We start from the raw sequence: 11406 nt of genomic DNA on the forward strand, positions 1-11406 counted from the left end.
CGGGGGATCTCGACACGACAGGGTGCCCTACTCGGACTTCTCCGCGGGCTTCGGCCGTGAGGCGAACTCCTGGAAGATCGCGCGGGGCTGCTGCACCATCTCGATGTTCACGATGTCGCGGCCCAGGAAGAAGTGGCCGACCCAACCGCCGAACACGCGCCACTTGCGCTCCCACGTCGGGATCGCGAGGCCGTGGTAGAACCGGTGGGCGAGCCAGGCGAAGTAGCCCTTCATGGCGAAGTTGCCCGATTGGAACACACCAGTGTTCACGCCCAGGCCTGCGACCGCACCCGCGTTCTTGTGGTTGTACTCATGCACTCCCTCGCCGCGAAGCGTCGCGACGATGTTCTTCGCGAGCAGCTTGCCCTGGCGCACGGCGTGCTGAGCGTTCGGCACGCAGAAGCCGCCGGGGCCAGGAGTGGACGAGATGTCGGGCGTCTGCGACGTGTCTCCCGCCGTCCACACGCCCTCGACGACCTCGCCGTCCTCGGTGTTCACCTGCAGCGTCGGGCTGCCGATGACGTGACCACGGGGGCCGATCGGCAGGTCGGTGCCGCGGAGGAACGGGCGGGGCATGACGCCCGCCGTCCAGACGATGAGCTCGGATTCGAAGACCTCACCGGTCGACAGTTCCATCTTGCCGTCGACCGCGGAGGAGAGCTGCGTGTTCAGGTGAATGTTCACGCCGCGACGGGTCTGATCTTTCACGACCCAGTCGGCCGTGGCCTCGGACACCTCGGGCATGATGCGCCCCATCGCCTCGACCAGGTGGAACTGCGTCTCCTCGAAGTCGATCTCGGGGTAGTGACGCAGCAGCGACGTCGCGAACGAGCGCAGCTCGGCGATCGACTCGATACCGGCGAAACCGCCGCCGACAACGGTGACGGTGAGCAGGCGCTCGCGCTCGGGCGAGCCCTTCGGCAGCGAAGCCGCCTCCTCGAAGTTCGCCACCATGCGGTCGCGAACGGCAACCGCCTCCTCGATCGTCTTCATGCCGATCGCGTTGTCGGCAACGCCGGGAATCGGGAAGGTACGCGACACCGAACCGGTCGTGATCACCAGCTGGTCGTAGGCGAAGTCGAATGGCTCGCCCTCATTCGGCGCGATGGTCACCGTACGCGTCGCGTTCGAGATGGCGGTGACCTTGCCCGCGATGTTCACGGTGCTCTTGAGGTGACGACGGCGCGCGACCACCGCGTGGCGCGGCTCGATCGAACCAGAAGCCACCTCAGGCAGGAACGGCAGGTACGCCATGTAGGGAAGCGGGTCGACAATCGTGACCTCGGCCTCACCGGAACGGAGCAGCTTCTCGAGCTTCCATGCAGTGTAGAAGCCCGCATAGCCGCCACCAACGATCAGAATCTTCTTCGCCACGAAGCAGTCTCCTTGGAACACACAGCGGGAACGCGCTCGAAGTGGAATCTCGGGCGCGCCAATAACGGGCAACTTTTACCCGACCAGCCCAGCCTACATCGGCACGCCGACACTGAGTGACGGATATGCCGGAATCACACGCTTTTCCGCAGAAAATTCGCCAGATCGGGAGCGTAGGCGAGGTCAGACGCTAGGCGTCGCGCGCTCCACCGACGTAGCCGCGCCAGTCCCCACGCTCAAGGGCGAGATCACCGATCGGGTTCACCCCTGGACCGGCGGCCAGCGCGTGGCCCATGAGCGCATGCAGGCACTTCACCCGCGTGGGCATGCCTCCGGCACTCACGCCGGCGATCTCCGGAACGTCGTCGAGCGCGTCACGATCCCGGATATAGGCCTCGTGGGCACGCTGATACTGCGCCCGGAGATCCTCGTCCTCCGCCAGCATGGCGTTGAACTCGGCCATCACACCGGCGGCTTCGAGCCGCGATGCCGCCGCGACCGCTTCGGGGTGGCACAGGTAGTAGAAGGTGGGGAACGGCGATCCGTCCGGCAGGCGGGGCGCCGTCGCGACCACGGCTGGCACGCCGTCGCGATCGCGGGCCGCGATCCCCACCACGCCACGGGCCTCACGGCCGAGCTGCTCGCTCACGGTCGCGATGTCTTCCGCCGTCGGCTCGGAATACGGGGATCGGGTCATTCGGCTTCCTCCTCGGAAGGTTCTGCGGGTTCGGCCGGCGGATCGTCTCCGAGCCCGGCGCGCGTGAGTTCTTCTGGCTCGGCATCGGTGGTGCCTGCGGCGATGAGCGACCCCGCGAGACTGCTCACCCAATCGCGATCGATGTGCGTGAGCTCGGCCTCGGTGGTCTCCGTGACGTCCTCGGGAATCTCGGCGTCATCGATGACGCTCAGCTGCGTCTCGCCCGGCAGCACGTAGAAGAGCCGGTCACGAGCCTGAGAGCGGATGTAGGTGGGATCCTTCCACTTCTCCCGCTCGGCATCGATCTCGTTGACGGCGTCCCGGTGCAGCTGCACGCTCTCGCGCAGCTCCTTGATCTCCCGCTGCTGCTGCACGAACGTCGTCAGGGTCGGGCTCAGGATGAGCGCGCCGGCGACAACAAGCCCGACGATCAATATCGTGAAGCCGCTGAACCGAAGACTCGAGGCCCACGCCCCGACGTCTTCGGTCCAGCGTTTCGCCATGGGGCTCAGGAAGCCTGCGACTCGTTCGCCGAGAACTTCGGGAACGCGCTGCGGCCGGCGTACCGTGCCGCGGGTCCGAGATCCTCTGCGATGCGGAGCAGCTGATTGTACTTCGCTACGCGCTCGCTGCGCGCCGGAGCACCGGTCTTGATCTGACCGCAGTCGGTCGCGACCGCGAGGTCGGCGATCGTCACGTCTTCGGTCTCACCGGAACGGTGCGACAGGATCGCGGTGTAGCCGGCGCGCTGCGCCATCTGCACCGCATCGAGGGTCTCGGTGAGCGTGCCAATCTGGTTCACCTTCACGAGCAGCGAGTTCGCCGCTCCGCGTGCGATGCCATCGGCAAGGCGCTCGGGGTTGGTGACGAACAGGTCATCGCCGACGAGCTGCAGGCGGTCGCCGAGCTCCACCGTGAGCTGCTGCCAGCCCTCCCAGTCGTCCTCGGCGAGGGGATCCTCGATCGAGACGAGGGGGTACTTCGCGGCGAGGTCGCGGTAGTACTCGGTCATCTCGGCGGCCGTGCGATCCTGACCCTCGAAGCGGTAGACGCCGTTCTCGAAGAACTCGGTCGACGCGACGTCGAGCGCGAGGGCGATATCACGGCCGGGCTCGTAACCGGCGCGCGTGATGGCCTCGACGATGAGGTCGAGGGCAGCCGCGTTGTTCGGCAGGTCGGGGGCGAAGCCACCCTCGTCGCCGAGTGCCGTCGCGAGCCCCTGCTCCTTCATGAGCGCCTTGAGCGAGTGGTAGACCTCCACGCCCCAGCGAAGCCCCTCGGCGAACGAGTCGGCACCGAGCGGCACCGCCATGAACTCCTGGATGTCGACGCCGGTGTCGGCGTGCGCTCCGCCGTTGATGATGTTCATGAGCGGCACGGGCAGCGTGCACGCCGTCGGCCCGCCGAGGTAGCGGTACAGCGGCAGGCCAGCGGAGTCCGCCGCCGCCTTCGCCACCGCGAGGCTGACGCCGAGGATAGCGTTCGCTCCGGTGCGCTGCTTGTTCGGGGTGCCGTCAGCCTCGATGAGCATGGCGTCGACGATGCGCTGATCATCGGCCGGCAGCTCCTCCACAGCGGGGGCGAGCTCGGTGAAGACGGCCTCCACGGCCTTCTCGACACCCTTGCCGAGGTAGCGACCCTTGTCGCCGTCGCGGAGCTCATACGCCTCGAACGCTCCGGTAGAGGCGCCGGATGGCACCCCTGCTCGCCCGACCGAGTCGTCGCTCAGGCCGACCTCGACCTCGACGGTCGGGTTGCCACGGGAATCGAGGATCTCGCGGGCGATCACTGCGTCGATAAATGCCACCATGCACTCCTAGGGTCGGGCCGATGCTTCCGGTTCGGGCGGGCGAAACCCACCGGAGCACAGTCTACCGTCACCCCTGCTGAGCTTCCCATGCCTCGGGGCCGCTCTCCGCGGCGGCCGGGTCCATGTACAGGAACTCGAGGATGTTGCCGTCGGGATCCTCGAGCGTGCGCGAGAACATGAAGCCGTAGTCCTGCGCATCCCGCGGTTCGCTGCCGCCTGCTGCCAATCCCGCTTCGACGGTCGCGTTCACGTCGTCGCGCGAGTCCCGCGAGAGCGCGACAATCGCCTGTGCCGTGGTCCGCGCGTCGGCAACGGTCTTCTCGGTGAACGTCGCGAAGTAATCGCGCCGCAGGACCATGAAGTAATTCTGCTCGGACCAGACGATGCATGCGGCGTTGTCATCGGTGAAGTCGGGGTTGATGGTGCCACCGAGGGCCGTGTAGAACGCCTTCGATCGTTCCAGGTCGTCGGTGGCGAGGTTGACGAAGATCTGAGTACTCATGCGCGGCTCCCTTGCTCGCGGCCGCGCAGGTAGCGGCTCTGGGGATAGCGTCGCACCGGTCCCAGTACCCGTCAAGGGGTCGCTGCGCGGCCGGACTCAGTCGCTCAGCGCGCGGAACTCCAGTGCAGCGGGATCCGTCGCCGAATCGGCACGAACGCCGGCGAAGCGCGACCAGCCCTCGGCCGCGACACGGGAGAGCAGAGCCTTCATGTTCTTCTGCCGCTTCTCGAGCCGCACCCGGTGCCCGCCTGCCACCAGTTCGCGCTTGAGTGCTCCGAGTGTCTCGAGCGGCACGTCGGCATCGTGGACGAGGACGACGGCGTCGGCACCGTCACCCTCCGGCAACTGGATGAGGTCCACGATCCGCTCGAAGCCGATCGAGAAGCCGACGGCTGGAACGTCCTGTCCGAGGAACCGTCCGATCATGCCGTCGTACCTGCCCCCGCCCCCAACCGAACTTCCGGAGCCCGGGTGAGCGACCTCGAAGATGGTGCCGGTGTAGTACCCCATGCCGCGCACGAGGGTCGGGTCGAATCGCACCGCGACCCCGTCAGGCAGCGCGTCGGCAAGCGCTGCGCCGAGCGCGGCGAGATTGTCGATCCCCTGCGCGAGATCCGTATCGGGCTCTGCCGTGGGCAGCACCGCGGCGACGTCCTCACGCCGCAGGACGATGCCGTCGCCTGCGAGCAGCGGCTCCACGCCGAGCAGCACCTCGCCGACGCGCTCGGCTGCGACGGCATCGATCTCGGAGAGCTCGGCGACGACACCGGCCGCACCGATCTTGTCGAGCTTGTCGATCGTGATGAGCGCGCGATCGTGGTCTGCTGCCGAGAGTCCGCAGTGGCCGAGCAGACCGAACAGGATTCGGCGATCGTTCACGCGAATGACGCAGCCCTCGAGACCGAGCTCGGCGAGCGCCTGCGACGACGCGGTGACGAGCTCCACCTCGGCGAGGAGGCCCGGTTCACCGATGATGTCGATGTCCGCCTGGACGAATTGCCGGTACCGACCGCGCTGCGGCCGTTCGGCGCGCCACACCGGGGCGATCTGGATCGAACGGAAGACGGGCGGCAGCTCTGCCCGGTGAGAGGCGTAGAAGCGCGAGAGCGGAACGGTGAGGTCGAAGCGCAGACCGAGATCGGCGAGGGCTTCGGCGTCGCCCCGCTCCGCGGCGGCGGCGAGCTGCTCCGGACGGATGCCCCGCTTCAGGATGGAGAACGAGAGTTTCTCGTTGTCCCCACCGAGCCCGGCGTGGAGCCTGTCGTAGTCCTCGACCACGGGCGTCTCGATCTCGTCGAAGCCGTGGGCACGGTAGACACCGCGGATCACGCTGAGCGCGTGCTCGCGACGGGCCTTGTCTGCGGGGAGGAAGTCGCGCATACCGCGCGGAGGATTCACCTGACTTGCCATGAGTTCCATCCTCTCATGACACGGTGCGTCGCCCGCGACCTACGCGTGGGGATCAGCCCTCCTGGTGGAGCACGCGAGCGGCCAACCGGTCCACCGCGCCACGGAGCGCGCGATCCGGATCGACGCCAGCGGCGTTCGCACGCGTGACCAGGTTCAGCAGCGCGTCCCCGATCCCGACCTCGGCGATGCGCTCCGCGTCGGGACCCAGGGCAGCCGACAGCGGATCGCGGTCGACGCCGACCGCCTCGTCTGGGTTGATGAGGCGCGCTCGCTTCAGGCGCTCGACCACTTTCGCCGCGCGCGCCAGGGTGGGCATGCCCGCCGGTATTCCGTCGAGCGCTCCGCGACTGCCGCGACTCTCGCCGGCCGCATCCTCCTTGAGCTGCTGCCACTCCGCGTTCAGTTCCTCGACGGTCATGTGGCCGCGGTCGCCGAACACGTGCGGGTGCCTGGCGCGGAGCTTCTCGTCGAGGGCGTCCGCCACGCTCTGGAGGTCGTACCCCTCGTCGTCGCGCTCCGCGATCGCCGCGTGGAAGAGGACCTGGTAGAGCACATCGCCGAGCTCGCCGCGGACTTCGCCAGCGGGCTGCTGACGCTCGACGGCGTCGATGAACTCGGCGGATTCCTCGACGAGGTACGGCGTCAGAGACTCGTGGGTCTGGGCCTCGTGCCACGCGCAGCCGCCGGGCCAGACCAGGCGTCGCACGGTTTCCACGACGCGTTGGAGGGGGTCGGTGCCCCCTTCGGCACTGGGCCGGTCAACCTGCTCGAGTCCCTCGGGTGCGTCCTGCTCCACCACTGCTCCATTGCCTCCGTCGTCCGACGTGTCCATGCTCCGAGCCTATCCGCCCCTCCCGAGAACGCCCTGGCGGAAGCCGCCGGAGCAACCGAGCGCTTCAGCGGTGCCGGAAGTCGGGCTTCCGCTTCTCCGCGAATGCGCGCATCCCCTCGGACTGGTCCTCGTGGGCGAACGCGGCGGCGAACGAGCGCCGCTCGAACCGCAGCCCCTCCGACAACGTGCTCTCCCACGCGACCTGCAGCGACTCCTTCGCGGAGTACACGGCGGGCAGCGACTTGCCGGCGATCGTCTCGGCGGTCCGCGCCGCGTCATCCAGCAGGTCATCGGCGGGGACCACGCGAGCGACAAGCCCCGACCGCTCGGCCTCCTCGGCGCCCATCATGCGGCCGGTCAGCACCATCTCGGCGGCCTTCGCCTTGCCGATCGCTCGCGGCAGGCGCTGGCTCCCACCGAGACCGGGCAGGATGCCGAGATTGATCTCGGGCTGCCCGAACTGGGCGGTGTCAGCGGCGATGACGAAGTCGCAGGCCATCGCGAGCTCGCAACCGCCGCCGAGGGCGTACCCCGCGACAGCGGCGATGACCGGGGTGCGGAGTCGCTCGATCTCCGCGAACTCGGCGAACAGGCCTCCCACATAGGCATCCCGCGCCGAGAGATCCGCCATCTCCTTGATATCGGCGCCTGCGGCGAACGCCCGTTCCGACCCCGTCAGCACGATCGCACCGATGTCCTCGCGGTCATCGAAGGCACGTGCCGCCACCGCGATTTCGCGCACCATCGTGCGGTTGAGGGCGTTCATCGCCTCGGGCCGGTGCAGGGTGATGATACCCACCCGCCCCCGCTCCTCGACTCGGATCGTCTCGGTAGGCTCAGCGTTCGGGGTCATGATGCTCCTGTCGTCTGCGTCTCGGGCTCCGCCTCATCCAGAAAGATATCGGGGAAGAGCGCCTCGTCCGGTGTACCGGGGACCGCCGCGTACCCCGACAAGTCGGTGATGCCGTCCTCGGCGAGCACGTCCTCGACGATGAGCGTCTGCCCCGTGCGCTCCCGCGCATCCCGTGTGAGGACGCGGTAGGCCGCGTCGACGTAGATCTCAGGTGTGCGAGAAGCCGCCATGAGCCGGTCTCCCCCGATCACGTTCTGCACGGCGGCGGTCGCGATGGTGGTGCGGGGCCAGAGCGTATTCGCGGCGATGCCGGCGTCTGCGAACTCCGCGGCGAAGCCGAGGGTGGCGAGAGTCATGCCGTACTTGGCGAGGGTGTAGCCGGTGTGGGCGCCGAGCCAGTGCGGGCGGAGGTTCACGGGCGGCGAGAGTGAGAGGATGTGCGGGTTCTCCGCTTGCCGCAGTGCGGGGATCGCCGCCCTAGAGAGCATGAAGGTTCCGCGCACGTTCACGTCCTGCATGAGGTCGTACTTCTTCTCGGCGAGCGCTTCTGACTGCGAGAGGTCGATCACGCTCGCGTTGTTCACGACGATGTCGATGCCGCCGAACTCCGCGACTGTCGCGTCGACCGCGCGTGCGATGTCGGCATCCTCGCGGACATCGCCGATAACGGCGAGCGCACCGCCGCCGGCTTCCCTGATCGCGGCTGCAGCGGTGTGGATCGTCCCCTCGAGCCTGGGGTGGGGCTGATCCGTCTTCGCGAGCATCGCCACGTTCGCACCGTCGGCCGCGGCACGGAGCGCGATCGCCAGGCCGATGCCGCGACTGCCGCCCGACATGAGGAGGGTCTTTCCGGCCAGCGTCGGTGTGTTCGTCATCGTGCTCCTCTGCTCTCGTGCAAGTCGACCCGATCGTGCCGACGAGCGTACCGGCCCCGATTATCGCGAGCCGACAAGCCGACCGCTACCCTTTTGGAGCAATCCTCAATTCAGCCGGTCGAGATGCATCTGCGTCTGCGCCAGCGCGGAAAAGCGGGGGAAGTCGTCGAGGTGCTCCCACCCTCCGGTCCAGCGGAGTCGCGACGCGACATCCCAGACCGTCGATTCCGGATCCGCGGCGATCACGGCACCGACCTCTGCGGAACGCTTCGCGTGGTGCGCCCGCAGCTCATCGCACCGAGCGCCGAGCCCGGTGAATCGATACCCGTGACCGGGAATCACCTCGATCGATGGATACCGTTCCGCCACATCGCTCATGACATCCAAGGAGCGCAGGTAGTCGTCCAGAGGATTGTCCCCCGCGGCCCGTCCGCCGAGCCCGACTCCCGGGTTGATCACCGGCAGGACGTGGTCGCCGGTGCAGATGAGGTCTTCGTCGAGCAGCAGCGCGATGCTGCCGCGGGTGTGGCCCGGTACGCGCAGCACCGAGGCGCGACGCTCGCCGAACCGGAGGCGCTCTCCACCGACCAGCACCTCGTCGACCGTGAGCGGAAAGGCTCGGTTCGCCGGGCGCGACCCGATGTCGCGGAGCTGATCGGCCATGTCGCGCGGGGCGCCGGCGAGGACCGCGTCGAGCGCCGGCGCCGAGGCCAGCGCGGCACGGGAGATGTGCGCCGTCGCATCGGCGCGGTGCATGCGAACCGATGCACCCGAGATACCGCGCACCCACTGGGCCAGTGCGGCGTGATCGCCGTGCAGATGCGTGAGCGTCACCGAGGCGACGTCGACGAGTCGGCGGCCCAGGCCTCTCAGCGCTGTCTCGAGCGTCTCACGCGTCGTCGCGTCGTCCACGCCGGTGTCGATCAGATGCACCGCTCCGTCGCCCCCGTCGATCACGGTGCAGAACGAATACGGCAGGCGATGATCCCCCATCGGCATCGCGACGGACCACACCCCTTCGCGCACCTCCTCGATCGGCGGAATCTCCCCACGGGAAAAGGCGCGGCGTTGCGGTTCGCTGATGGGTCGCACGACGGTCATTCGAGCCATCGTAGTGGTCGCACGGGGCACTCCACGGTCGACAACATGATTCGCAATGCACACAGAAGTCAGTAAACTGCCGCACGAGCGTTGCCGAAAAGTCTCCACGCTCTCGATATACATACACACGGGGAGAAACCATGGACACCCAGAAGATTGGCCGCGCGAGCGGACTCATTGCCGCCACCGGGCTCGCGATCGCGCTCGTCGGGTGCGCCGGAGGCCAGAGCACCGCAGACGCGTGCAAGATCGCGAACGACAACTTCGCCGAGGTGCAGACCGAGGTGCAGGACAATTCGCAGTCCGCGATGGACAGCATGATGAACGGCGAGGACGTCGACTTCGACGCCCTCTTCGCTCCCGTCAACGACGCTCTGGCGAAGACCCAGGAAGAGGTCACGAACGAAGAGGTCAAGCCCGCCGTCGACAACTTCGCGACTGCCATCAACGGCCTGACCGAAGAGCTCAGCGGCCTCGAGATCCCGAACATGGCCGATTTCGACCCGACCGACCCCGACGCCATGGCCCAGGCCGAGGAGATGCAGGCGCAGGCCACCGAGCTGCAGACCGCCATGCAGACCCACACCGAGAACATCCAGTCGGCCACGACTGAGCTGAACGAGGTCTGCAACTCCTAGTTGCACCGGGGTGCCCTGTCGCGTGCGAACTGTCGCGACAGGGCACCCCCACGCACGTTCCCGCACCCTTCACCAACGAGGAGCCGCAATGACGCGCACCCCCACCCACACCGCCCTCGGCACAGTTGAACCCGAGTACGAGCTCTGGGAACCGCTCGACCCCGATGTCTCCGGCGTCTTCCGCGACATCCCTGCAGCTGACCGCGCGTTCCGCGAGCGGGCTCGCACCTTCGTGCAGGACGAAGTGCGTCCCGTCATCAGCGAGTACTGGGAACGCGCCGACTACCCCCTCCACTTCATCCGCAGGCTCGGAGAGCTCGACCTGCTGCGCGACGGCGTGCAGGTCCCAGGGTTCGAGGAGCAGAGCCTGCTCGCAGCAAGCCTCGTCGCCATGGAACTGAGCCGCGGCGACGGATCGATCGGCACCATCGTCGGCGTGCAGGGTGGCCTCGCCCTCCGTTCGATCGCGATGTGCGGCTCAGAAGAGCAGCGGGATCGCTGGCTCGCCCCGCTCTCGCACGGAACCGAGTACGGCGCGTTCGCCCTCACCGAGCCCACGCACGGTTCGGATTCCGTCAGCCTCGAGACCCGCGCCAGGAGCGAGGGCGACGAACTGATCGTCGACGGACACAAGAAATGGATCGGCAACGGCACCGTCGGCGGCGTCACCGTCACATGGGCGCGGGGTGACGACGGGCAGGTGCACGGCGTCCTCGTTCCGCAGGAGTCTGACGGCTACCACGCCGACGTGATCGAGGGGAAGGGCTCGCTGCGCGCGATCTGGCAGGCCCACATCACCTACGACGGGGTTCGCCTGCCCGCCTCGGCGAAGATGCCGGGCGCCAACAGCTTCGCCGACACCGGCAAGGTGCTGCGGGCGACGCGACTCGGAGTGGGCTGGGCCGCGCTCGGCCACGCCACCGCCGCCTACGAGACAGCGGTGCACTACGCAGGGCAGCGCATCCAGTTCGGGCGACCCCTCGCGGCGTCGCCCGTGGTGCAGACGCGGCTCTCCGAAATGCTGAGCGCCGTGACCAGTCTGCAGACGCTGCTCATGCAGCTCACCCGCGCCGAGGATGCCGGCGAGCTCACCGCGCCAGGCGCCTCCCTCGGTAAATTCACCGCGACCCGGACCGCCAGGGATGTGGTCCGCAACGCGCGCGACCTGCTCGGCGGCAACGGGATCCTGCTGCAGAATCGCGTCGCCAAGCACTTCGCCGATGTCGAGGCGATCCACACCTATGAGGGCACCGAAACGGTGCAGGCGCTCATCATCGGACGCGAGATCACGGGTCTGTCGGCGTTCGCCTGAGT

12 protein-coding genes are annotated in these 11406 nt (G+C 67.9%); 2 read left to right on the forward strand and 10 right to left on the reverse strand.

Features of this window, described 5'->3' with window-relative positions:
* Nucleotides 1–27 precede the first annotated feature (27 nt).
* The 10 genes from K8P10_RS11805 to K8P10_RS11850 all read right to left on the reverse strand — a co-directional run bounded on the left by K8P10_RS11805 (nt 28) and on the right by K8P10_RS11850 (nt 9454).
* Nucleotides 28–1374 (reverse strand): NAD(P)/FAD-dependent oxidoreductase, encoded by a 1347-nt coding sequence (locus K8P10_RS11805; RefSeq protein ID WP_224779104.1) that lies wholly within the window; start codon nt 1372–1374, stop codon nt 28–30.
* 190 nt (nt 1375–1564) lie between these two features.
* A complete protein-coding gene (locus K8P10_RS11810) occupies nt 1565–2071 on the reverse strand; it encodes a DUF501 domain-containing protein (protein WP_224779105.1) in 507 nt (168 codons plus the stop codon).
* Complete coding sequence (locus K8P10_RS11815) at nt 2068–2574, reverse strand: septum formation initiator family protein (protein ID WP_224779106.1); 507 nt, start codon at nt 2572–2574, stop codon at nt 2068–2070. The genes K8P10_RS11810 and K8P10_RS11815 overlap by 4 nt, the downstream gene beginning before the upstream one ends.
* Nucleotides 2575–2579: 5 nt before the next feature.
* Nucleotides 2580–3878 carry a phosphopyruvate hydratase gene (eno, locus tag K8P10_RS11820; RefSeq protein ID WP_224781280.1) on the reverse strand — a complete coding sequence of 433 codons (1299 nt, stop codon included), beginning with the start codon at nt 3876–3878 and terminating at the stop codon, nt 2580–2582.
* A gap of 70 nt (nt 3879–3948) precedes the next feature.
* A complete protein-coding gene (locus K8P10_RS11825; RefSeq protein ID WP_224779107.1) occupies nt 3949–4383 on the reverse strand; it encodes a VOC family protein in 435 nt (144 codons plus the stop codon).
* 96 nt (nt 4384–4479) lie between these two features.
* Nucleotides 4480–5793 carry a histidine--tRNA ligase gene (gene hisS, locus K8P10_RS11830; RefSeq protein ID WP_224779108.1) on the reverse strand — a complete coding sequence of 438 codons (1314 nt, stop codon included), beginning with the start codon at nt 5791–5793 and terminating at the stop codon, nt 4480–4482.
* Between the two features lie 52 nt (nt 5794–5845).
* A complete protein-coding gene (locus K8P10_RS11835; RefSeq protein WP_224779109.1) occupies nt 5846–6625 on the reverse strand; it encodes a MazG nucleotide pyrophosphohydrolase domain-containing protein in 780 nt (259 codons plus the stop codon).
* A gap of 64 nt (nt 6626–6689) precedes the next feature.
* Entirely contained in the window at nt 6690–7478 is a 789-nt protein-coding gene (locus K8P10_RS11840) for an enoyl-CoA hydratase (RefSeq protein WP_224779110.1), read from the reverse strand.
* A complete protein-coding gene (locus tag K8P10_RS11845; protein WP_224779111.1) occupies nt 7475–8353 on the reverse strand; it encodes an NAD(P)-dependent oxidoreductase in 879 nt (292 codons plus the stop codon). The genes K8P10_RS11840 and K8P10_RS11845 overlap by 4 nt, the downstream gene beginning before the upstream one ends.
* 105 nt (nt 8354–8458) lie before the next feature.
* Entirely contained in the window at nt 8459–9454 is a 996-nt protein-coding gene (locus K8P10_RS11850) for an MBL fold metallo-hydrolase (RefSeq protein WP_224779112.1), read from the reverse strand.
* A gap of 140 nt (nt 9455–9594) precedes the next feature.
* On the opposite strand from K8P10_RS11850, the gene K8P10_RS11855 reads away from it, so the two are divergent.
* Nucleotides 9595–10092, forward strand: coding sequence for a hypothetical protein (locus K8P10_RS11855; RefSeq protein WP_224779113.1), 498 nt, complete (start codon nt 9595–9597; stop codon nt 10090–10092).
* Between the two features lie 88 nt (nt 10093–10180).
* Nucleotides 10181–11404, forward strand: a complete 1224-nt coding sequence (locus K8P10_RS11860) for an acyl-CoA dehydrogenase family protein (protein WP_224779114.1) — start codon at nt 10181–10183, stop codon at nt 11402–11404.
* The last annotated feature ends 2 nt before the right edge of the window (nt 11405–11406 follow it).

This window comes from Leucobacter sp. Psy1, assembly GCF_020096995.1.
In the GTDB taxonomy this organism is placed as follows: Bacteria; Actinomycetota; Actinomycetes; order Actinomycetales; family Microbacteriaceae; genus Leucobacter.

What these genes read in the sequence shown, in the direction of transcription:
- K8P10_RS11810 (WP_224779105.1), bottom strand. Translation starts at nt 2,071, where the DNA reads ATGACCCGATCCCCGTATTCCGAGCCGACGGCGGAAGACATCGCGACC.
- K8P10_RS11815 (WP_224779106.1), bottom strand. Translation starts at nt 2,574, where the DNA reads ATGGCGAAACGCTGGACCGAAGACGTCGGGGCGTGGGCCTCGAGTCTT.
- K8P10_RS11825 (WP_224779107.1), bottom strand. Translation starts at nt 4,383, where the DNA reads ATGAGTACTCAGATCTTCGTCAACCTCGCCACCGACGACCTGGAACGA.
- hisS (WP_224779108.1), bottom strand. Translation starts at nt 5,793, where the DNA reads ATGGCAAGTCAGGTGAATCCTCCGCGCGGTATGCGCGACTTCCTCCCC.
- K8P10_RS11835 (WP_224779109.1), bottom strand. Translation starts at nt 6,625, where the DNA reads ATGGACACGTCGGACGACGGAGGCAATGGAGCAGTGGTGGAGCAGGAC.
- K8P10_RS11840 (WP_224779110.1), bottom strand. Translation starts at nt 7,478, where the DNA reads ATGACCCCGAACGCTGAGCCTACCGAGACGATCCGAGTCGAGGAGCGG.
- K8P10_RS11845 (WP_224779111.1), bottom strand. Translation starts at nt 8,353, where the DNA reads ATGACGAACACACCGACGCTGGCCGGAAAGACCCTCCTCATGTCGGGC.
- K8P10_RS11850 (WP_224779112.1), bottom strand. Translation starts at nt 9,454, where the DNA reads ATGACCGTCGTGCGACCCATCAGCGAACCGCAACGCCGCGCCTTTTCC.
- K8P10_RS11855 (WP_224779113.1), top strand. Translation starts at nt 9,595, where the DNA reads ATGGACACCCAGAAGATTGGCCGCGCGAGCGGACTCATTGCCGCCACC.
- K8P10_RS11860 (WP_224779114.1), top strand. Translation starts at nt 10,181, where the DNA reads ATGACGCGCACCCCCACCCACACCGCCCTCGGCACAGTTGAACCCGAG.